Annotated in this window: 17 protein-coding genes, 1 pseudogene and 1 riboswitch; of the genes and pseudogenes, 12 read left to right on the forward strand and 6 right to left on the reverse strand. The window is 53.3% G+C overall.

The window, feature by feature from the left end; translation table 11 throughout:
- Nucleotides 1-16: 16 nt before the first annotated feature.
- Genes Q31b_RS23945 through Q31b_RS23980 form a run of 8 tightly spaced genes read left to right on the forward strand, consistent with a single transcriptional unit; the run spans nucleotide 17 to nucleotide 12,459 of the window.
- Nucleotides 17-3,094 carry a site-specific DNA-methyltransferase gene (locus Q31b_RS23945; protein WP_146602190.1) on the forward strand — a complete coding sequence of 1,026 codons (3,078 nt, stop codon included), beginning with the start codon at nucleotides 17-19 and terminating at the stop codon, nucleotides 3,092-3,094.
- Nucleotides 3,091-4,551 carry an SIR2 family protein gene (locus Q31b_RS23950; RefSeq protein WP_146602191.1) on the forward strand — a complete coding sequence of 487 codons (1,461 nt, stop codon included), beginning with the start codon at nucleotides 3,091-3,093 and terminating at the stop codon, nucleotides 4,549-4,551. The genes Q31b_RS23945 and Q31b_RS23950 overlap by 4 nt, the downstream gene beginning before the upstream one ends.
- Nucleotides 4,548-6,704, forward strand: coding sequence for an ATP-binding protein (locus Q31b_RS23955; RefSeq protein WP_146602192.1), 2,157 nt, complete (start codon nucleotides 4,548-4,550; stop codon nucleotides 6,702-6,704). Before Q31b_RS23950 ends, Q31b_RS23955 begins: the two co-directional genes overlap by 4 nt.
- A gap of 18 nt (nucleotides 6,705-6,722) precedes the next feature.
- On the forward strand, nucleotides 6,723-6,932 hold the full coding sequence (locus Q31b_RS29170; protein WP_146602193.1) for a hypothetical protein: 210 nt from the start codon (nucleotides 6,723-6,725) through the stop codon (nucleotides 6,930-6,932).
- Complete coding sequence (locus Q31b_RS23965) at nucleotides 6,929-8,020, forward strand: ABC-three component system protein (RefSeq protein WP_197172214.1); 1,092 nt, start codon at nucleotides 6,929-6,931, stop codon at nucleotides 8,018-8,020. The genes Q31b_RS29170 and Q31b_RS23965 overlap by 4 nt, the downstream gene beginning before the upstream one ends.
- Nucleotides 8,017-8,529, forward strand: a complete 513-nt coding sequence (locus Q31b_RS23970) for an ABC-three component system middle component 2 (RefSeq protein ID WP_146602194.1) — start codon at nucleotides 8,017-8,019, stop codon at nucleotides 8,527-8,529. The genes Q31b_RS23965 and Q31b_RS23970 overlap by 4 nt, the downstream gene beginning before the upstream one ends.
- Nucleotides 8,522-10,384 carry a hypothetical protein gene (locus tag Q31b_RS23975; protein WP_146602195.1) on the forward strand — a complete coding sequence of 621 codons (1,863 nt, stop codon included), beginning with the start codon at nucleotides 8,522-8,524 and terminating at the stop codon, nucleotides 10,382-10,384. The genes Q31b_RS23970 and Q31b_RS23975 overlap by 8 nt, the downstream gene beginning before the upstream one ends.
- Nucleotides 10,384-12,459, forward strand: coding sequence for a 3'-5' exonuclease (locus tag Q31b_RS23980; protein ID WP_231617814.1), 2,076 nt, complete (start codon nucleotides 10,384-10,386; stop codon nucleotides 12,457-12,459). The genes Q31b_RS23975 and Q31b_RS23980 overlap by 1 nt, the downstream gene beginning before the upstream one ends.
- 28 nt (nucleotides 12,460-12,487) lie before the next feature.
- Here Q31b_RS23980 and Q31b_RS23985 read toward each other — a convergent pair whose 3' ends face one another.
- The 6 genes from Q31b_RS23985 to Q31b_RS24010 form a co-directional block, all read right to left on the reverse strand.
- Nucleotides 12,488-12,694: a topoisomerase DNA-binding C4 zinc finger domain-containing protein gene (locus tag Q31b_RS23985; protein ID WP_146602196.1), complete on the reverse strand. Its 207-nt coding sequence runs from the start codon at nucleotides 12,692-12,694 to the stop codon at nucleotides 12,488-12,490.
- Nucleotides 12,695-12,778: 84 nt separating this feature from the next.
- Nucleotides 12,779-13,390, reverse strand: a complete 612-nt coding sequence (locus Q31b_RS23990) for a hypothetical protein (protein ID WP_146602197.1) — start codon at nucleotides 13,388-13,390, stop codon at nucleotides 12,779-12,781.
- 40 nt (nucleotides 13,391-13,430) lie between these two features.
- Nucleotides 13,431-13,559: riboswitch (SAM-I-IV-variant riboswitch) on the reverse strand.
- A 366-nt stretch (nucleotides 13,560-13,925) separates the two neighbouring features.
- Nucleotides 13,926-14,360: a hypothetical protein gene (locus Q31b_RS23995; RefSeq protein WP_146602198.1), complete on the reverse strand. Its 435-nt coding sequence runs from the start codon at nucleotides 14,358-14,360 to the stop codon at nucleotides 13,926-13,928.
- A 523-nt stretch (nucleotides 14,361-14,883) separates the two neighbouring features.
- A complete protein-coding gene (locus Q31b_RS24000; RefSeq protein ID WP_146602199.1) occupies nucleotides 14,884-15,504 on the reverse strand; it encodes a hypothetical protein in 621 nt (206 codons plus the stop codon).
- A 71-nt stretch (nucleotides 15,505-15,575) separates the two neighbouring features.
- Nucleotides 15,576-15,845, reverse strand: a complete 270-nt coding sequence (locus tag Q31b_RS24005; protein ID WP_146602200.1) for a hypothetical protein — start codon at nucleotides 15,843-15,845, stop codon at nucleotides 15,576-15,578.
- Between the two features lie 205 nt (nucleotides 15,846-16,050).
- Nucleotides 16,051-16,677, reverse strand: coding sequence for a helix-turn-helix transcriptional regulator (locus Q31b_RS24010; RefSeq protein WP_146602201.1), 627 nt, complete (start codon nucleotides 16,675-16,677; stop codon nucleotides 16,051-16,053).
- Nucleotides 16,678-16,757: 80 nt separating this feature from the next.
- On the opposite strand from Q31b_RS24010, the gene Q31b_RS24015 reads away from it, so the two are divergent.
- The 4 genes and pseudogenes from Q31b_RS24015 (at nucleotide 16,758) to Q31b_RS29175 (ending at nucleotide 21,239) form a co-directional block, all read left to right on the forward strand.
- Nucleotides 16,758-17,606: a ParB/RepB/Spo0J family partition protein gene (locus Q31b_RS24015; protein WP_146602202.1), complete on the forward strand. Its 849-nt coding sequence runs from the start codon at nucleotides 16,758-16,760 to the stop codon at nucleotides 17,604-17,606.
- Between the two features lie 137 nt (nucleotides 17,607-17,743).
- On the forward strand, nucleotides 17,744-19,306 hold the full coding sequence (locus tag Q31b_RS24020) for a hypothetical protein (RefSeq protein ID WP_146602203.1): 1,563 nt from the start codon (nucleotides 17,744-17,746) through the stop codon (nucleotides 19,304-19,306).
- A 319-nt stretch (nucleotides 19,307-19,625) separates the two neighbouring features.
- Nucleotides 19,626-20,312 (forward strand): annotated as a pseudogene (locus tag Q31b_RS29750) (reverse transcriptase domain-containing protein); the annotation flags it as partial.
- 336 nt (nucleotides 20,313-20,648) lie between these two features.
- Nucleotides 20,649-21,239, forward strand: coding sequence for an RNase H family protein (locus Q31b_RS29175; protein ID WP_231617816.1), 591 nt, complete (start codon nucleotides 20,649-20,651; stop codon nucleotides 21,237-21,239).
- The last annotated feature ends 22 nt before the right edge of the window (nucleotides 21,240-21,261 follow it).

The raw sequence follows: 21,261 nt of genomic DNA on the forward strand, positions 1-21,261 counted from the left end.
TTACGACAAGATAAGCATGGCCAAGAAAGCATCACGGAAGAAAGCCACCAAGAAAACCGTCGAGACGCTGCGGCATGCCGACAGCCGGCGGACGAACATTCCTACCGCCGAACAGCAGTCGGTGATGGAGACCGAGGACAAGTATTCAATCCGCGTCGCGTACGAGCGCCGTAATCGGGACTTGGACCCGCAATTAGTGTGGCGGGGCAAAGACGAACAGGACGCCGGACCGCTGGTCGCCAACGCGCCGCCGCTGTACATCCAGGAAAAAGTTCACCCCAAGGTTCTGATCGACGACCTGATGCGTCGGACCGATGCCTTGAAAGAGAAAGGCAAGGCGGAGCAGCTCGACTTATTCGGCGACTTCAACGGCTTGCCCGAGGAGGCACGCAGTGCCGAGTTCTACCAGCACGACGCCAACTGGACCAACCGCATGATCCTGGGCGATAGCTTGCAGGTCATGGCGTCACTGGCCGAACGTGAAGGATTGCGAGGTAAAGTCCAGTGCATCTATTTCGACCCGCCCTACGGCATCAAGTTCAACTCAAACTTTCAGTGGTCTACGGAAAACAACAGTGTCACCGATGGAAAACGAGAGCACATCACCCGTGAGCCTGAGCAAGTAAAGGCGTTTCGCGATACGTGGAGTGACGGGATTCACAGTTACCTTGCTTATCTACGAGATCGATTGATTGCGAGTCACCAACTATTGAGCGAAACCGGCTGCATCTTTTTACAAATCGGAGATAAAAACGTGCACAATGTCCGCGTTTTGCTTGATGAAGTTTTTGGTTCACAAAACTGTGTTGCGACTATCACATACAAGTCAGCTGTGGGCATGGGCGCCAAGCACCTCGATGAAGTAGCAACTTACTTACTTTTCTATGCGAAAGACAAAGCCAGCCTAAAGTATAGAACACTGTTCAAACCGCTGACCATCGGCGAGCCAGGCGCAACTCGTTACCTGATCAGTGACGAGCAGATGGTTGAGACACGCAAGAGTATCGTGGAAGCGCAGCAGGGTTACGAGGCGGGCACCTGCAACCCATTTTTCAAACAGGGTCTAACTTCGCGTTCGGGCGGTGATTCAACTCAGTATCCCGTTTCGTTCAGGGGAAAGAAATTCCGGCCAACTACCGGCGGTTGGCGAACCAATGTGAGCGGCATGAACCGTGTAAAAAAAGCATCTCGCATTGCGATTGAAGGAACCCGCTTGGCCTACAAGCGGCGATTCGGCGATTTCCCTTTTACAGGATTCGACAACATCTGGGACGACATTAGCGGAGGCATCAAGTCACGCAGCGATCCAAAAGTTTATGTAGTGCAAACGTCGACCACGCTCATTGAGCGTTGCATCTTACAAGTGACTGATCCCGGCGATCTGGTCCTCGATCCAACATGTGGAGCGGGAACCACCGGATTTGTTGCTGAGCAATGGGGGAGACGCTGGATCACAATTGATACTAGCCGCGTTGCGTTGGCACTCGCGCGCTCCCGCATTATTGGTGCTCGATATCCTTACTATCTCTTGAAAGACAGTGAAGAGGGAAAGAAGAAAGAAGCAGAACTTGGAAGCAGTGCCTCAGAAATAACGAAGCCGACCAATGACTTGCGGGTTGGGTTTAGTATGGAACGGTATGCTCGCATTTCTCTCCGCTCGATTGCGCATAACGCCGAAATCGACGTCATCTACGATGCCTTTCAAACCAAGCTCGAACCGATTCGAGAAGAACTCAACGCGGTGCTCGGTGAGTCTTGGGAAGATTGGCAAATTCCTCGCGAAGCAGGGCAGCGGTGGGAGAATGAAGCGGTCGCGCTGCACGCATCACTGATCGACCATCGCAAACGACTGGCCTCGACCCTCGAAGTGCTCGATACTGTCGAGCTGTCCCAGCACGCCGACAAAGTCCGCGAGATTATCGCTGCCGAAGTCTCCGCCGACCTGAAGAAACTCAACGCCTTGGTCGGCATGAAGGGCAAGGACGCGTTCACACTCGACACGCTGCCCGAGGAGCCTCGCGACCCGTGGCCTGACGAAGCCAAGAAGCTGCACGCGAAGTGGTGGAAGCTGCGCATCGAACGCCAAAAAGAAATCGACGCCTCGATCGCGGCCAAGGCGGACTTTGAATATCTGTACGACAAACCCTATGAAGACAAAACCAAAGTCCGCGTCGCCGGTCCCTTCACCGTCGAATCGCTCTCGCCCCACCGCACGCTATCGGTTGGAGAAAACGACGAACTGATCGACCCGCTCGATGCACCCGCCACGCGTACCGGCGGCGAGACCACCGAGATCGCCGACTTCGCTACCATGATCCTAGACAACCTGAAAAAGTCCGGCGTCCAACAGGCTCACAAAGAGGACAAGATCGACTTCACCTCCCTGGTCCCTTGGCCCGGCCAGTACATCGCCGCCGAGGGTCGGTTCAACGACGAAAGCGGCAAAGAACAACGCGCCGGCATCTTCATCGGCCCCGAGTTCGGCACGATCTCCCAGCCCGACTTGAAAGCCGCCGCCCGCGAATGTGGCGACGCCGATTTCGATGTCCTGATTGCTTGCGGCTTCAATTACGAAGCCCACGCGACCGAGTTCAACAAACTGGGCCGCATCCAAGTCTTGAAAGCCCGCATGAACGCCGACATGCACATGTCGGCCGACCTGAAGAACACCGGCAAGGGCAACCTATTCGTGATCTTCGGCGAACCGGACATCACTGTCCGCCGCAGCAAAGCCAAAGCTGCGAAGATGGACGACATCGAAGTTCAAATCAACGGCGTCGACGTCTTCCAACCCAGCACCGGCGAAGTCCGCAGCGACGGAGCCGAGGGTATCGCGTGCTGGTTCGTCGACACTGACTACAACGAAGAATCGTTCTTCGTCCGTCAAGCCTATTTCCTAGGCGCCAACGACCCCTACAAGTCCCTTAAGACCACCCTGAAAGCCGAAGTCGACAAAGAAGCCTGGGACAGCCTCAACAGCGATGTCTCCCGCCCCTTCCCCCAACCCAAATCCGGCCGCATCGCAGTGAAAGTCATCAACCACCTCGGCGACGAAGTGATGAAGGTGTTCCGCGTGAAGGAGGTACTTGAATGAGTACAGAAGGAGAACCGAAGCTCACCGCAAAAACGAATGTCCTCAAAACGCGTGACGACATACACCCAGTTCTATTTGAGCAAACCGAGTGTGAAGAGGGCATGTCGCCACCCTGTTTCAAACTCGTATCAGACAGTGGCTGTAGTTGGGTGCGGCCAGGTGAATTGTTCGGAAAGAAGAAACTGAGGGAAAGAATTGAGCCATGGTTAACATCACTTTGTCAGTCTGAGCACCTTTCTCTACTTTTGGGTTCCGGTCTCACCAATGCGGTCCATCGGCGCGCGACTGGAAGTGGCGTGCCCGGCATGGCAAAAGCAAATTTTGAAGAATTTGATGAGATTATCCAGGCCGAAGCATTGAGATCCGCACATGCATGCGGCCGAAGTGAGGGCAACATCGAGGATCAACTTAGAATTGCGAACGAGTACCATCGTGGGGTCGAGATTGCCGCCGCCCTGGGCGATGCAGAAGCAACCAGCAAGGCAATCAGGTTGCGAGAGTGCATCCAAGACGTGCTCATAATGTTCTCGACTTTCATCTACACGGGCGAACAAGGGATCGCGAACGCTGTACCAGAAAAGCGAGAAGACGCGTTTAGCTATCTCGTGAGCTTTCTCATGTCCTTTGCTTCACGATCTGGCACACGGGATCGACTCCACATATTTACTACGAATTATGATCGTTTGATTGAAGCTGGGGCTGATGCCGCTGGCATGCACCTGCTGGATCGTTTCGTTGGTTCTGTATCTCCTTTGTTTCGATCTTCGCGTCTTGATCTTGATGTTCACTACAATCCACCTGGAATACGCGGAGAACCTCGATATCTCGAAGGGGTCGCGCGGTTCACAAAACTGCACGGATCACTCGACTGGCTTGATATTGAACGGAACATTCGGCGTATTGGCTTGCCTTTTGGTGGCAAAAGCATGCAGCTTGTCTCGTCCGCGTTTGCTGAGATTGGCACAGATGCTTCGCAGTTGATGATCTTTCCAAATGCCGCAAAAGATCGAGAAACCACCTTCTATCCCTACACGGAGTTGTTCCGCGACTTCGCTGCTTCGTTGTGCCGACCCAACCATACGCTTGTGACTTTCGGTTACGGCTTTGGCGATGACCATTTGAATCGCGTGATCAAGGACATGCTTACAGTTCCTTCGACTCACTTAGTGGTGATATCGTACAACGACCCGTTGGATCGCATTATGAACATGTACGAAGAACTCGGGCGGCACGCGCAGGTGACGCTCTTGTTGGGCGACCACATCGGCGAGTTTGGAACGTTGGTCGATTCCTATCTGCCGAAACCTGCGATTGACCGAGCTACGTTCCGTATGGCGGAACTCCTGAAGGCTCGGTTCGGTACACGGTCAGCCGAAGCCACTAAAGTCGAACCCGCACCATCGCAAGTTGCAGAGCCGAAGCCAGGCGACACCGAACTTGATTTGGAGGGGCTATGAGTGAAACACCCTTCTCGCTCGCTGAAAGCCTGCGAATTGGAGCTGTCGACTTTGTCTCTCCTGACGAAATTCGAGTTCTGCTCGACATCGAAGCACCCGATTCCGTTGCTTTAAACACGGGCGGTGCGAGACCGTTTCCGCGGATCAACGGATACGTGCTGGTTCCGATCGACGACGGTTTCGTGGTAGGGCAAATTGAATGGCTAACGATCGAGCGTTCATCATTTCCAAAACGGCGTGGTGTCAAAGACTTTGGCGTGATCGACCTGCCATACCCCCTGCGGAAACTTTGCCTAAATCCACTTGGAACACTGCGCCAGACCGATACGAGTTATTCGTTTCGTCGTGGTGCCGGGCTCCTTCCCACGGTCGGATCAGCTGTCGTATTGCCAACGACTGAACAACTTCGCTCGATAGTCGAGTCGGGTGAAAATCGTCGTGTACGCATCGGAGTGAGTCCGCTAGCGGAAAACGCAGAGGTTAGCATCGACCCAGACCGTTTGTTCGGGCGACACCTTGCGGTGCTTGGAAATACGGGAAGCGGTAAGTCATGCACCGTCGCCGGATTGATTCGATGGTCGCTCGAAGCCGCCAAACGAGAGCGAGAAAGCAACGGAACAACTGGAAGGCCGAATGCTCGCTTTGTAATCCTTGATCCGAATGGAGAGTACGCAAGAGCGTTTCACAACGAGAAAGAGAAAAACACCGCCCGCGTGTTCAAACTTGACCCAGGCGACAGTGAGCATCCTCTGCACGTTCCGCTTTGGTTTTGGAACAGCGCGGAATGGTCTTCGTTCACCCAAGCCACAGCGAAAACTCAACGTCCAATGCTTCGTCGTGCATTGCGGGATGTGAAGGCAGGACGCGGGCTCACAGATGGTGATACTTACGAGGAGAAAAAGCTTGGACTGCGTCGCTATCTTACAAGCGTAGCCATTGGTGTCAGGAGAAGGCTTTCCACCGGTGAAATCCGAGATGATCCCACTAAAACAGGTTTTTGGCTGAAGTCCGCTTGTGAAGATCTGTCGGCTAAAACAATTGACTTTGATGATGTTCCTCTATCCGAGATCACTAAATGTATTAAGTCGGCCCTCGACAAGAGTTTTAGCTCGTTCCCGAAGGATGGAGAAACGATTGAATACTACAAACCATTTTCTGAGAATGACGTTCGATTAATCGTTGCTGCTATGGACGGCGCTCTGGACTGCCTCGGTGGCCTGTTGTACGAAGACGGACCGGACGAAGACATGCCGATTCGTTTCAAAGGGATTGAGCTTGCCGATCATCTTCAACTAATCGCGGCGCAAGAGAACGCCAGTCAGTTCGTCGACTTTCTCGTTTCACGTATCCGAACCTTCCTTAGCGATTCCCGCTGCAATTCAATTGTCGAGGGAGATAACTCGCCGACACTCCAGCAGTGGCTCGAAACCTATGTCGGCAGCGAGAATGAGGATGAAAGCCCGATTTCGATTCTGGATCTTTCCTTGGTTCCGACGGAGATTGTCCATGTAGTGATCGCGGTTTGCAGCCGGATGATTTTTGAATCACTTCAACGTTACCGCAAGATCCACAAGAAAGCACTGCCGACAGTTTTGGTGATGGAAGAAGCCCACACCTTCATCAAACGCTACAAGGACGATGTTGACAATCACGATGCGGCAAAGGTCTGCTGTCAAGTCTTCGAGCGAATCGCACGCGAGGGACGTAAGTTTGGCCTTGGACTGGTCCTTTCGTCTCAGCGTCCATCTGAACTCTCACAGACGGTGCTTTCGCAGTGCAATACCTTCGTTATGCACCGCATCAGCAATGACCGCGACCAAGAGCTCGTTAAGAAGCTTGTTCCCGACAACCTCCGAGGTTTGCTACGCGAATTACCGTCACTGCCTTCGCAGCACGCGATCATCCTTGGATGGGCAACGGAGTTTCCGCTTTTGGTACGGATCGACGATTTGAAGAAGGAGCAACAACCACACTCTGATGACCCGGACTTCTGGGACGTTTGGACAGGGCAAGATGACTGCAATGAACCGGTCGACCGTCCAGCAAATTGGGATTCCGTAGTTCATGACTGGCAAGGCGTGGTCAAAAAAATTACCGACGATGGTACGGGCGAAGACGCTCAATCGGTCGATCCAGACGACGCACCTTTTTAATTGACTGGCTTGAATCCAATGCAATCTCGGATCTCCGTTACCTTCACCGGCATCGTCATCCGCCTGATTTCCCACAAGCCAAAGACGATTGAGGCAACCGTGTTTATCTTGCACGTGAATTCTGCCAGTCCGGAACAGCAGCCTCAAACCGTTATGCGATACAAAGACAGTGTCATCCGGCTGATACGAAGTGGTCTAGGATTGAGAATCGGAGTTCGGGCACGATGACAACTCAACCCGCTAACAACGAACTCGCTCCGTTGCCACGACCGAAGCAGCCAGAAAACGTCACCCCTGAAAATGTGGGCACCGGAATTCTCGTGCCGCCAATCAAACTCATCCGGTTGTTCAGCCCGGACGATTGGGAGGAGTTTGTCTTGGAGTGGGCGGACTCGTTTCGCGACGATTACTTCAGCGTGAACCGATCCGGTGGTGCGGGGGACATGGGGCGTGATGTCGTGGCGAGCGTCGATGACTCGGAAACCGTCTGGGAAAATTTTCAATGCAAGCACTACAAGTCCGCCATCACGCCGTCGGATATTTGGTGCGAGTTTGGAAAATTGATTTATTACGCGTGCCGCGGTGAGTTCACTTATCCGCGAAAGTACGTGTTCGTTGCATCACAGGGAGCCGGCAACAAACTGGCGAAGTTGCTGAAGGATCCAGAGAAGCTGAAGAATGAGCTGAAAGCGAACTGGGCATCCTATTGCGAAAATGCAATCACGGAGACGACGGCGATCCCTTTGAAAGGCCAATTGCTGAAGTTTCTCGACAAAGCTGATTTTGGCATTTTTAGTGCGATTCCACCGTTGCGGCTCATCGAGCAGCATCGGAAGACTCCGTACCACGTCTACCGTTTCGGCGGTGGCTTGCCGAATCGCCCCACTGACATGCTTCCGCCCGCCGCGGTCGCAGACATCGAAGTCAGGTACGTGCGGGCCTTGCTCGATGCATACGGAAGCAATCTGTCTCGCGTCCTGAATGACGCTGATGAGTTGAAATCCTTTGCGGAGTTGCGGGCTCATTTCGATCGCTCGCGTCACGAGTTTTACAGTGCTGAGTCGTTGAAGCGTTTTTCACGTGACACGCTGCCGCCAGGTTCTTTTGAAGAGCTTCAGCGGGAGTACTTTGACGGGATTATGGACGAGGTTGATTCAGATCACAGTGATGGTTTCGCTAGGGTCAAAGCCGTGATTAAGTTGGCTCGTGTGCTTCAGATTACGTCGCATCCGCTGGTTCCGCGGATGGAGACACGTGATCGCGGAGGCATCTGCCACCAACTTGCGAACGACGAACGGGTGAGGTGGGTTAAGTGAGTACCGGATCGAATGAAACAACCGTTTCGCCATTCAATAGCCCTGTCGAGTTGGGTTTTCGAACACTGGTTTTTTTAAACGAAGCTTTCCCGAATGAATTTTCGCTTCGGCAGCTCGTTATCTTCGACTATTTGATGGTTCACTCGGATGACGTTGCGGGTGGCCCTGAAGGACTGCATCCGCAGACCCCGTACCGCAGCGGCGAGTTGCTCGTTCGCCGCGAGCCCTTGCAAGCTGGAATACAGCTTTTCCACAGCCGAGGCTTGATCGAAAAGCTCTATCGTCAGACCGGTGTTTTCTTCGCAGCGAGCGATCGCACCGAATCGTTTCTCGATGTCATTGAAGCGGATTATTCAGTCACCCTGCGGAATCGAGCGAGCTGGGTAGCCGAAACGTTCGGGGATAAGTCTGTCGAGTACCTTGACGACTTTGTAGCCGCCAACCTTGGCAAGTGGGGCGCGGAGTTTGAGATGGCCTCCGTCCTTTGGAATGGGGTTGCAGATGACTGACTACGGTTTCTACATCGAACGAGTCTGGCTGACCGGTCCGGACGTAGCGGAAGCGGCGGTCGATTTCCAAGACGGCTTGAACGTCGTTTCCGGCCCATCAAATACCGGCAAGACGTACATCTCCCAGTGCATCGACTACGCCTTTGGCCGCAAGAATGCCCCCAAGGAAATCCCTGAAGCACGCGGATATGACGAACTTCACGTTCGAATACAACCGAGGTCGAAGCCCCAATCGCTGACGATTCGACGAAGCCTGCGGTGTGGCAACACGGGAACAGTGTCGGAAATCGGAGACGAACGGGTTCTCAAAGCCACGCACTCGGATGATCGCGACGACAACATCTCAGCATTGTTGCTCGAGCTGTGCGGACTGCGAAACAAACGAATAACGACCAATGGTAAGGGCAAAACACGGAGCGTCAGTTTCCGGGACATTTCCCATCTCACGATCATCAGCGAAGAACAAATCATTCGCAACGATTCGCCGATTTGGTCCGGAAATTACCAAGAGCACACTCTTCGTCAAAGTATTTTCCGGCTTCTTCTAACCGGCGTCGACGATTCCTCGGTTATTGAAAAGAAAGAAGAGAAGGTCAGCCGTGCTGAGAATCGTGGCAAAGGCGAAGTCCTGGAGAAGATCAAATCTGACCTTCAAGTGCAAATTGCCCAGTACAATAGTCGCGGTAGCGCCGACGAACTTCGCTCGCAGCGAGATCGCTTGGCCAGAACAATTAATGAGCTGTCAGCGTTCCTTGAGACGCAGAAGCAAGACTTGGCAGGCATTGAGTCAGAACGTCTTCAGACTTGGACCGAATTGCAGCGAATCGAATCTCGGCAAGAGGTCGTCGAGCAACTCTTGGTTCGGTTTTCGCTTCTTGCGGAGCAGTACGAATCGGATCGCAGGCGGCTTGAATCCATCAACGAGGTGGGCAATCGACTCGAAGAATTGAGTGAGGAGCGTTGTCCTATCTGTGGAGCACCCTCGGAATACCATAGCGAAGATCACAAAGAGGGCTCGGTGTCGCCGGAAGAGGTTTCAGTTGCTGCGGCTGCTGAAATCACGAAGGTAAATCGGCTACAGAAGGATCTGACAGACACCATTCGGGATACGAGAAACGAAAGTGACGATCTCGCGTCTCAACGAGTCTTGCTTGAAACGTCGCTGACGCAGGTGACGCAACGGCTTCACGGTGAATATCAGCCGAAAGTCGCGGATACACTTCAGCAGTACCAGCAACTGCTCAAGCAACAGACAAGTATTGCTGAATTGATTGGTCTTTACGATCGTCTGGAGCAACTTGAAGCGATCGAGTTCGAAGCAAAGGCGATTCTGGCCGCAGAGACTAGCGGTGATCCAATCATCACTAAAATTTCGAGTGATCTCGCCGCTCCGTTCTGTTTGGAAGTCGAACGTTTGCTGGAGGCGTGGCAGCTTCCCGATCGCGGGCGTGTCGCGTTCAGTGAAAGCAGCCAAGATATCGTCATTGGCGACCGTGCCCGAAGAGTCGACGGGAAGGGAATCCGTGCCATTACCCATGCAGCATTCTCGTTCGCCCTGAACAATTATTGCGTTAATCGAAAGCTTCCCACGTCCTCGATCGTCATCCTTGACTCGCCGCTTGTCGTCTACCGTGAACCCGATGAAACGGAATTGGAATTCTCACTTGACGTCAAAGCCAACTTCTATAGCCAGCTAGCGAACGGTTCGGACGATCGGCAAGTCGTCATATTCGAGAATGATGATCCACCCACCGACCTATCAGAAACTGTCAACATGATTCACTTCACAAAATCAGAGGATGGGCGGTACGGCTTCATTCCAAGAAACCTCGATGCCGCAGATAGCGGGGAGTAATGATGCAATTCCGAATCTCCGACACGTTCACCGACAGCCTGACGCGGTTGACCGGCGATGAACAGAAAGCGGTCAAGACGACCGCGTTCGACTTGCAGGTGAATCCGGCCAATCCCGGATTGCAGTTCCATCGCATCGAGCGTTGCAAAGACAATCATTTTTGGTCAATCCGTGCGGGCCGTGATATCCGTGTGATTGTTCACAAGACGGACGCGAGCTTGCTGCTGTGCTATGTCGATCACCATGACAAGGCGTACCAGTGGGCCGAAAAACGGAAACTGGAACGACATCCGAAAACGGGCGCGGCGCAATTGGTAGAGATTCGCGAGACGGTGCGCGAGATCGAGGTGCCGACATACGTGGAGGCGACTCCGCAACCATCACCACCATGCTTGGCAGGTATGGTCCGCGAGGACTTGCTGACTTATGGTGTACCGGATCAATGGGTCGACGATTGCCTCGCCGCCGACGAAGACCGCTTGCTAACAATCGCAGACCGGTTGCCCGGCGAAGCTGCCGAGGCGTTGTTGATTCTGGCGACGGGGGGACGACCGGAACCGCGGACGGTGGCCGATGTCGATGATGATCCGTTCAACCACCCGGACGCACTGACGCGATTCCGCGTTCTGGACGATGCTGATGAACTGGCGGCGGCGCTCGATGCCCCGTGGGAAAAGTGGATTGTCTTTTTGCATCCGGCCCAACAGGGCTTTGTCGATCGACGCTTCAACGGTCCGGCCCGCGTGTCAGGCAGTGCCGGAACAGGGAAGACCATCGTGGCGATTCACCGCGCAGCGGCGGCCTTGAAGTCGGCGCCCCTTAAAGCGGCGACGATGCACGTTTTGTTGACAACGTTCTCCGAAGATTTGGCGAAGGCTTTGGTGCAGAAGGTGCGGTACCTGATACCTTCCGAACGGATCTCGCGTACTTTGCCAAAGCCGGACGGCGAACCGAAACTGGTGGTGGCTTCGCTTGATGAAATCGCTAAACAATTCCACGCCATGCAACATGGGACGCCGGCCGACTGCATTGACGACGAGAAACTGCTTGACCGGATTGAGGCGATCATCGCTAAATCCGACGGTGTATCGCTTACGCCGCGGTTCCTCTTGGATGAATGGAACGATGTGGTTGACGGCTGGAAATTGGCATCGTGGTCGGACTATCGGGATTTCAAGCGGCTAGGACGTAAAACGCGTTTAAGTGAATCCGGACGCGAGCAGGCTTGGGGCGTCTTTGAAGAATTGCGTGCCACCCTTCGATCAAGGGGACAAAGCACGCCGGCAATGTTGTACGCCGATTTGGGTCAGTCGGAGCATCGCCCGTTTCACAGCGTGATCGTCGACGAGTGCCAAGACGTTAGCCCGGCACAATTGCGATTCCTGGCCAACCTGACTAAGAATCATTCTGGTGAATTGTTCTTTGCCGGCGATTTGGGACAACGAATATTTCGTACACCGTTCTCGTGGTCCTCTCTTGGCGTCGAGGTTCGCGGACGAAGCCGGACACTAAGAATCAACTACCGAACGTCACACCAGATTCGGCGGATGGCAGACAGGTTGCTCGACGGATCATTGACGGATGTTGATGGCAACGAAGAACATCGAGATGGGACCATCAGCGTGTTCAACGGCCCCCGTCCATCGGTTTACATGGCCGATGATGAAAACGCCGAATCCGATCACGTCGCAGACTGGCTGCTCGCGCGGATCAACGAGAACGTCGATCCTTCAGAAATCGCGATTTTTGGACGCACGATCGATCAATTGGCCCGTGCTCGCGACGCAGTCCGAAAAGCATCGGACATTTCCGGTCACGGTTTGGGAGCCATTCGTTTGGCGACGATGCACGGAGCGAAAGGTCTCGAATTTCGCTGCGTCTGCGTGATGGCTTGCGATGACGACATCGTCCCACTGGAAGAACGTATTCGGGCAATCGGTGATCATGCGGACCTCGAAGACATCTACAACACCGAGCGCCACTTGCTTTACGTCGCCTGCACCCGAGCCCGCGATCAACTGATGATTACCGGCGTCGATCCGGCATCGGAGTTTCTTGAGGACTTCAATTGTTGACATGGGCTGAAGCGAACTCGTGATTCCGTCAGTCGATGCCGATGATTTCGCGGCATTGGGGGTAGTTGTTACAGGCCCAGAAGCGTTTGTCGGAGTGTTTGCCTTTGGCTGCTTTTCGCTGGATTTTCGCGGGATTGCATTTGGGGCAAGCGGGTTCGTTTGACCGAGCATGCAATGGTCGTGGATAGCCAACCTCGATTGCCGACTTCGGCGTTGCATCGGTCGATGAGTGCATTGTCGGATAAATTCGATAGTTGGTCGGCAAAACCGTAATTCGCTTCGAGTTCGGATCGCGTGGGTTTGTTCGCGTTGTTCTTGTTCATGATCGTGACTCCGAATATTGGGTCTTATCTTGTTTCCAGAGTGTAAACCACGACGGATGTGGAGTGGACCAGTGGTCGATGTTGTTTTCACACACCAACAGGTAGCCACGCCATTGCATCGCGGCCGGTTCGCCTCGTGGAATACGAGCAGGAACGGTAAACGCGTGTCCGCCTCTCGAAACGAACTGACCATCAACAAAGAACTGGGTGTCGTGGACGCCACTACCGGGGCCAGATGAGCTTTGTTTGATGTAATCGACGTGAACCGAGTGACCATCAAGATCAAACGTCGTGTGGTAGTGCGAGCGTTGACCACCGTGCCGAGGTGGTGATGCGTTAGCGTCTACCCATTTATGATTTGGCACGGAAGCTCGCCGCCAACAAACGCCATTGACGCAGACCTCGTTTACTAGCTTGTCACTGCAAGCGGTGTTGATGACCTTTCGGCAAGACAATACCTGCGGATCGTCCCAGCCGGTCGTCTCACGATAAGTCGGGTCATTTTCTTCTCGTCGACGGTAGAAGTTGGAAGCTTCCTCGAACGCTGCGGTCAGGTCCCCGAGAGGACAGCAGTGCTCAGTGTTGTCTTTTTGGGTTTTCTTCGTCATCAAATTCTCTCCACAGAGTTAGTGAGAAGAACTGACGCAAGTGGGTCCGCTTTGTTGCCAAGCTCGGCCACATGCCTGTGTTGCAGATCGCAATGACCTGGACGCAGGGACCACCTTGCCCGGACAGGGCAGGTTGGCGAGGGCGTCAGCCCTACTCTTCATGAAATAAGCGGAGAGCGACATCTACTCTCCTCCTATACGATAGTGATATTCGATGAGAATTCAGGGCGCGATATTTATTGATATCTCATAAAAGAAATCCCCGCGACTGATTGCTCTGCTGCGGGTGTTTTGGTTTGTGTCGCCAGGAAGGATCACGTTGCGGATAACGTCCGACGTTGCTCGAAGATTCGTCTGCGAACCTACAATGCGTCGCTCCATGCTGCTAAATTAGGCTTCGGGAACGACGCAATGTCGTACCTTGCCGGACTCGTCATCCTCTTCGGCAAAGCTGATGCTGCTCGTCCAGTCTGCTTGCAAACCCTTAGCTGAGCTACGTCCACCCTATTCGATCGGTCGTGACATAATCGAAGCTTCAGAATTGATCGTCTGTAAAAGCATCATTCTCATCATCTTCATCGTCATCGTCCATATCGTCGTCGTTCGCGCGTTCTATAAACTTTTCTATTACCGTATCTTGCATGCTTAGCAAGTCTTTTGCGTCGTCCATGGAAAGTCGATACTCGAATCGTACCGGATTTTTAGTCATTGGATCGTTGCGCCAAAGGCGTAGGATAAAAACACCGGGCGTGTCTTCAGACTCGTGAAGAATATCGAGCATTGCTTGTTGCGCAGGCTCCGTATCAGGTTCCGACTCGCAAAATCTCCTTAGGTAGTCCCTGGGACTGATTTCTCCCAGCAATAACCCGAGAGCAGAAAAAAGCTGCTGCAGCTCTAGAGCAGAAAGAGGGAACCTAATTCGATCGTTAGTAATTTGGAAACTACCTCTACAAAATTCGATATTCCACATTTTCTAAACTCCTAAACCGGAAAAAAACAATCTAAATCCTGAACGTCGTACTAGCTTGACGCCGAACGCCGAATCAGGGAGTAAACGATAGAGCATTAAAAATTCGTTGCAGCAAAGGCTGCGGTGAACAAAAAACACAACTTGCTATAGTAGGCACTGACGGGAATCGCACGGAATCGAGAGCAATGTTAGTAGTGTCAAATATTTCGCTGTCCTGCTAATACCCCGAACTTGCTAATAGCCCGAATACGAGTAACCTACACAAGCCGATCAAGACGGACTCGGGCGAACCTTCGACGACGGTTCGGTGAGGCGGCGAGATTCTTGCATCGCGGCAATTAGGTCTGCAACGTCCGCAAACGCCGCCCTGCGCTCGCGCACCGACATTAAGCCCTTTTGCCTTATTTTGCCGTTTGCCGCACTGGCGGCCTTCCCCTGGTCGGTTCTCGGGCCTGTTGACTGTTCCCACGGGCGATTCGCCAGAGCTGCGGCACGAAGCCGTTCGCGGCCCTCGTCGGTTAAGTCACCGCGCAGCGACCGGTTGCGCTTCCCGGCTGCGACTCGGCGCGGATTGGTTAAAGGCTGAGTTGTCTTCGGCATAGCCGATTCCTTTCTGGTGCTTACTTCCTACTTCGGTGTCATGGTTCTTTTTTTCTGTTCCCTCACTGCCTTCGACATAAGCGATCTGCTGATTGGTTGCTAGATTTTGCTGGCCGACGACTGTGACCTGCTTCGCCGGAGTTGGTTCCCGATATTTTTTGATCGCCAAACAAAGCCTCCGAAACTCGCCAAGCAATGCTACGATCATCCGTTGATAAGTTTCTATCTTTTCGGGTACATCCGCAGTCGCTGCAAGGACATACAAACGACCAACTCGATGGTGAGCCATCGCTGCTTGCTCGACCATCATCACCGCCATCGGATCCTCGGGATGCCCCGCATCCGCGAGTAACTGATTTCGCATGGCAACGAAACTATGGGCGTCTGCGGCTGCCCCAAACATGTCGCGGCCAATTGCATAAAGATAAGCGCCGCCAGCCCCCTCTTTGACCCTAATCGCACCCACTTGCGCGCTGCTAAGGTGCGTTTGTGCGTTAACCTCAGTAGAGCGGTCCGCAGGAGGCGCAACGTAATGGTCTTCCATGACCTAACTCCAATTAAAAAAAGTAATTTTAGTAGTGGTGCTCGAATAACATATTCGAGATCGGCAAGCATTCAAATAAAAATAATGGGGAGTGATTCATCGACATCCGAACCAGGAATGACAGAAAACGTAACATCAATCGCGTCAGCGTCGACCGAATCATCGAGGGGATCGATTGGTGGCCCCATTGACGCAATTGACAATGCGTCAAACAAATGGTTGGCCGTGATTAAAGAATTGCGACCCACGGGAGTCGCATGCGAGTTTTGGCTTACAGTTGAACCTCGCGCGATGTTAACCAACTCGCGTGAGCAGAACGTCTTTTTGAAAAAATCGATCATGAGGCATCCATTGAAAGCACTGCGTTTTAATCAATAAGAGCCGAGGATATCGGCTAACGCTACACTGTGCTGCCTGCCTTCACTACAACCTCATCGCCATCATTAATACCGTGGATACTAAACATGTCTGATGACTTCACATCGGCTCTAAAAGTATAACCAGATAACCGCGCGAGTACAATGCGCATTCGATTTGATCTTCCCGTCATATGTCGACACGGCGTGTTCCTCGTTCGCGCGTTCGACCCGATGGAACGTTGTGCTTCGGAAAACAATCGGTCAAAGGGACGACGAGCAAGGCGGCACTCGCTTCGCCGCTCTGCTGCGTCAACATGACTGTTACCTCAGTGGAGGAAGCCACTGTCGCACTCGTTCCGTCCCATACCAAAACAACATCATATCCGTTGCCTGCCAGACGGTGAGCCTTATCCACAAGCTCCTCTGGAAACAGTGTAGATGCCGTCGGCGTCGCGTTGCGATCCCGAAATGCTCGCACGGCAGCAAGCACGATCTTCCGCGCCGCAAGCAATTCACGCTTTACGCCGCTTGAATCGGATCCCGGTTTCGACTTGCTTTTTGGCTTCTTGTTTGTGAACTCAGCGTCGATCTTTTGCTTCACTTCCGCGACCGACCTGCCGTCCATGAAAAGCTCTTGCAAGCGAATGCAAAGTGCGACGATTGCCCGGTCCCATACAGCAACGCGTCCCTTCTTGCCTGCGAGTGCGATACGCTGCGGCGGCGGGATTAACCCCGCCTGCCGCCATCGCGTCAGTGTGCGTCGATCGACGCCAATTGCAGAAGCTAAATCAGCGGTACTAATTTTTTCGGACAACTGGGCTTGCCTTTTCGGGACATGGTGTCAACAATGTCCCATGCACAGGGTTTGAAAAAACAAATTAACGGGAACCAAAAATGCGATCGAAAAAAGTAAGAATTGAGAACCTTACCCATCATCAGTGGCAAGGCAGTATTATATCAGACTTGCAACCGAAAGAATTCGCCTCGCTAAAAAATGATATTGAACAGCGAGGACTGCAAACCCCCATCCTCGTCACTCGCGATTTTATGGTGATCGACGGACATCAGCGGCTGCGGGCGTGTGTCGAATTGAAATTCGACGAGATCGATGCTGTTTATTTTGAGCCCACGTCAGAGCACGAACGTGATCAAGCATTCTTATTAAACAATATCCAACGACGGCAGATGGGTGTCGTCGCGCGAGCCCGAGCGATCCAAAAACTTGTAGAAATAGAACGCGCGAAAATGTTTGGTTGTCGCAGTCGTCCGACGGCATCACAACTCCGTGATCGCATTGCTAAATCGATCGGTGGCTCAATGAGCGGTCGTACCGTCGACCGCTATATCCAACTGCTCAGGCTGCCGACTTGGTTGCAAGACTGCGTCGACCGCGGCGAGGTCGGTTTGGTCCTGGCCCTCAAATGCGAGCGATTAGATCGCGCAACCTTAGAGTCGATCGAGGCCAAAATACTAACTGGAGTGCATCCGAAAAAACTTATTAAATCCGCGCTCGATGAAAAACCGACAAGCCACGCCGTGGGCGTCGAAACGGACACCGAGGTCAATCCGTACGACGAATTTCTGGACACCGCGGCATGGTTTCTGAACTGGCTCGACGACGATATCGATTCAATCGTAGGCACAGCTGCCGTGGATTTGGATATTGTCGCAACGCTTGATCGAATGATCCAAACATGCACTGCTGTTCGCGACGGCGAAGCGACGCTATGTGAGAGTTCGTAACGCCGCAAACTGTGTTTCAAAACAGATAATGCCAAAAGCAAATTTGGCGGTTTTTGTTTACCATTTCCACACTTAGCCGGACACGGTGTCCGAGCGACAACCCTGACGGTTTTTAACTGCCGTCCTCACGAGATATTATGTCGACACAATCAGGCCATTACCTCGCGCTTTTCGACGGGGCCTCGCCCGCTCCGTATACGATCGAGATCCTTGGAACCTTTTCTAAGGTCGGCGATCAGTTACAAGCTATCGCCTCCGAGACGCTGGTCTATGAAACGATAGAGCCGAGTGCAATTGACGTCGGCACGATCCAGTTTAAGATGCGTCCAATCAGCCTTTGTTGGCAAAAACACGGCACGTTTTTTATACCTACTGGCTTAGTGCCGCGACTGAATCGCGAACTGCAAAATCGAGCCGTCGCAGCGAGCATTGTCGATCGACGGTATTTCGATCCGCGTTGGTTTAAGGTTTCCGAATCGGACGCAAAGACCGTAGAGGGCGTTGCCTCCGGATTTGCGGACGCAATCCGTCTTCCCACCGAATCGGTTATTGAGGTGCTGCGTGGCCGCCGACGTTGGAAGCTGATTGCAGCGGTTTGTAGTTTCTTTCGTTGTGCCAAGGTCTTCGTTATCACGGCGAGGAAAGCAGACGCGGCTGAGGGGGCGGATTGCATAAGTGAGTTTGGTAGCCAAGCCAAGGCCGTCCATGGAACCGCATGGCGCGACACCACTCGCGTGGTTGTTGGCACCCACCGTGCATTCGCAAACTGCTACCAGGAGGATTGGCACGCTATCATTTTGGAGGATGCGGCTGAGTCATACCGCTACGAGATCCTTGAGCAGCTTTCGGTTTGCTATCGGCATCGGGTTTTTGCGTTCGCCAACCCTGGCGAGACAGCGAGAACGAAAGCGAACCTCATGCGTTTCGAGCATCTTGCCGGTCCGGTCATCTACCCACCTCTTGCTGCGAAAAACTTGCCGCCTATTCTGCATGCCGCGTCTTATCGAGCGCCGCAGCGAATCATCTCGCAGAATCGCCGAACACGAACGGAAGAAATCTATCGGTTTGAGGATAGAAACCTGGCGATTGCGAGGATGGCTGATGCCGTTGCGCGACGTGATCCCGAGAGTTTGCTCGAGTACGGTTTGGATTTTGGCCCGTCGCTAGGCGTGGCAGGGCAGATGATCAAGATTTGGGTGGAATCGAGGGCTCATGGTGAGATCTTGAAACGCATGCTACCATCAGCATGGATGATTCGATCCATCTCTGACGCTTATCAAGAAATCGACGACATTGATACAGAGCTGAGCCCTCGTGACATCGTAACTAGCACGGCGATAGCCCACCAGGGTCGAATCGCTGCTGATTTTATCATTGTCGCAAGCGGCAGCCTACCGCTTTCCTTACTGCGAATCTCACGGTTCAGCGCAACGCGTACCACGATCATCGACCTTTTGGACGAAAGCAACGACATCCTCGCAGCCGAGTGTCGGCAGCGATTCGAGGGTTACAGGCAGGCCGGTTTCGAGTTGGCAAACCTTAGTCGGCTTACGGCGCTCGACGCATGGAGTACTCAAGACACGGAAGACACCCAAGGAGCTCGCATCCGTAACTCAAATTCATCTTATTCCCGCCGAAAGCGATCGCGACGCAATCGGCAATCCGCATCAACGAATCAAAGGAGACCTAACAATGTATGACCGGCCGGCCTGGCGGGCGGCCTCAATCAGCCCCGCCAGCGCTCATGCCCGCCATGATCCTTATGCGATCCGTCACACGGACCGCGAAGGTTTCTTGCGCCGTCATGAAGTAGAAGCCAACCAAGCCGCCCGGAGCAGCAAATGCGAACGCAACGCATTCGCTCAAAAACTGCTGGCCCGGGCAGTTGATGCTAAGAATATCCGTATTGCAATCGATAAGTGCGCCGTCCCAGGCAAAGCTCCGGGACCAAGCGGCGTAAGGGGTGAAGACCTAGATGACAAGTCGCGGTGGGAGCTTGCAAATGTGCTCTCCGCCGCGATGAAGTCTGAAAGTTTCTGCCCCGGACCGACCCGCAGCGTTCGCATCCCGAAGATTGCTACCGATACCACGCCCCCGGGGCACGCCCCAACGGATTTCCGCGAACTGCGGATCCAAAATATTGAGGACCGCGTGGTAGAGCGAGCGATCTTACAAGCTATACGGCCGTACCTAAGTCCGACCTACTCCGATCTATGTTTTGGGTCTCGCTACCCAGGACGATCAAGGGAAGAGGCACTAGCGGTAGCCGAACATTTGAGCCACGACCAAAACAGATGGGTCTGGCTGTGCGAGGACATCCGTGGTGCATTTGACCATGTTCCCATTGGCCGGTTGATGGACGTCATACGGAAACGCATCCCGTGTGACGCCCTCTGCCGGCTGATGGAAACTGTTATCCGTGGTAATGTCTTGAGTAGAATAGGAATAAGACAAGGCAGCCCACTTTCAGGCGAAATGCTAAACCTATTCCTAGATCACACACTTTACCGATGGTGGAATAAACACCATGGCGAAACCCCAATACTGAGCTTTGTGGATGATCTTCTGATCCTAACCACAAATAAACAAGAGGCAACAACCCTTTGTAAGCAATTAAGAAACAGACTCCTGGATATAGGTCTTCAGCTAAAGGGAGACCCGGGAAAAACTGCTATTAACATGCAGCACGGGAAGAGTGCCGAATGGCTCGGTTATAGTGTGAGGAAAGTGTCAGGACGGTTAAGCGTACGGATAGCTGCCAAAGCGTGGTCCAAACTAAGAGCTAACCTGTATCAGTGCTGGGAAAAAGACTTACCGTCTATCCGAGCTAATCAGGTAATCGAGGGATGGATTAGGCAGATGGGGGCAGCTTACCAGCAATTAGACGTTAATCCTACATATGACCGGATCACTCTGGAGGCGAGGATGATGGGATTCGATGAAACCCCTAATATCCAAACTATCCAAAAATGGTGGAGTATAGCCCATAGTCACCATTGGATCCGTACGAGACGGTATGTAGCTATTACACGACCTAGGAGCGTGATAGGACAGCATCAGTGTTTTGCGAATGGCTTCGCCGATTCACATGTTTTTTTTGAGCAATTACCGATTGGACAGCAGTCAATCGAAGATTCAGTAAGGCCGGAGCAGAATCGCCCAGGGCAACACCAGCACCGCGAGCTGGAACTGTTCTGCGGCGGTCACTGTTCCAATCGCGGCCAAGTCGGGGGCTGGGCGTTTTCGCTCCAGACCCCCGCTGGTCGCGTTTTACAAGAGGCGGCGGATTCGCATCCTCGGGCGTCTCTACAGCGAATGCACTTGATGGCAATTGACCGCGGCCTACGACATTGTTCCGGCGGCGCTATCGTGACCCTGGTTGTGACGGACCAACTGGTCGAGGACATAATGGCACGCCACCTTCGCGACTGGCTCCGACACGGGTGGCGGTCAATTCGGCATCGAGCCAATGCGAGGCTTTGGACACGCATCGGCGGGCAACTCCGTCGTGTCAATCTACGGGTACAATTCGTCAAAGCGGAGCATGGCAATCGACGCGTCCAGTCGGTTTGCGATAGGGCCAAGATGGCATCGTCTCATACTGAGCAAATTGCGGTGGCGAATGAAACATAATCCGGACGTTGGTGCCACCAGA

This window comes from Novipirellula aureliae, assembly GCF_007860185.1.
In the GTDB taxonomy this organism is placed as follows: Bacteria; Planctomycetota; Planctomycetia; order Pirellulales; family Pirellulaceae; genus Novipirellula_A; species Novipirellula_A aureliae.

What these genes read in the sequence shown, in the direction of transcription:
- Q31b_RS23945 (WP_146602190.1), top strand. Translation starts at nt 17, where the DNA reads ATGGCCAAGAAAGCATCACGGAAGAAAGCCACCAAGAAAACCGTCGAG.
- Q31b_RS23950 (WP_146602191.1), top strand. Translation starts at nt 3,091, where the DNA reads ATGAGTACAGAAGGAGAACCGAAGCTCACCGCAAAAACGAATGTCCTC.
- Q31b_RS23955 (WP_146602192.1), top strand. Translation starts at nt 4,548, where the DNA reads ATGAGTGAAACACCCTTCTCGCTCGCTGAAAGCCTGCGAATTGGAGCT.
- Q31b_RS29170 (WP_146602193.1), top strand. Translation starts at nt 6,723, where the DNA reads ATGCAATCTCGGATCTCCGTTACCTTCACCGGCATCGTCATCCGCCTG.
- Q31b_RS23965 (WP_197172214.1), top strand. Translation starts at nt 6,929, where the DNA reads ATGACAACTCAACCCGCTAACAACGAACTCGCTCCGTTGCCACGACCG.
- Q31b_RS23975 (WP_146602195.1), top strand. Translation starts at nt 8,522, where the DNA reads ATGACTGACTACGGTTTCTACATCGAACGAGTCTGGCTGACCGGTCCG.
- Q31b_RS23980 (WP_231617814.1), top strand. Translation starts at nt 10,384, where the DNA reads ATGATGCAATTCCGAATCTCCGACACGTTCACCGACAGCCTGACGCGG.
- Q31b_RS23985 (WP_146602196.1), bottom strand. Translation starts at nt 12,694, where the DNA reads ATGCACTCATCGACCGATGCAACGCCGAAGTCGGCAATCGAGGTTGGC.
- Q31b_RS23990 (WP_146602197.1), bottom strand. Translation starts at nt 13,390, where the DNA reads ATGACGAAGAAAACCCAAAAAGACAACACTGAGCACTGCTGTCCTCTC.
- Q31b_RS23995 (WP_146602198.1), bottom strand. Translation starts at nt 14,360, where the DNA reads ATGTGGAATATCGAATTTTGTAGAGGTAGTTTCCAAATTACTAACGAT.
- Q31b_RS24000 (WP_146602199.1), bottom strand. Translation starts at nt 15,504, where the DNA reads ATGGAAGACCATTACGTTGCGCCTCCTGCGGACCGCTCTACTGAGGTT.
- Q31b_RS24005 (WP_146602200.1), bottom strand. Translation starts at nt 15,845, where the DNA reads ATGATCGATTTTTTCAAAAAGACGTTCTGCTCACGCGAGTTGGTTAAC.
- Q31b_RS24015 (WP_146602202.1), top strand. Translation starts at nt 16,758, where the DNA reads ATGCGATCGAAAAAAGTAAGAATTGAGAACCTTACCCATCATCAGTGG.
- Q31b_RS24020 (WP_146602203.1), top strand. Translation starts at nt 17,744, where the DNA reads ATGTCGACACAATCAGGCCATTACCTCGCGCTTTTCGACGGGGCCTCG.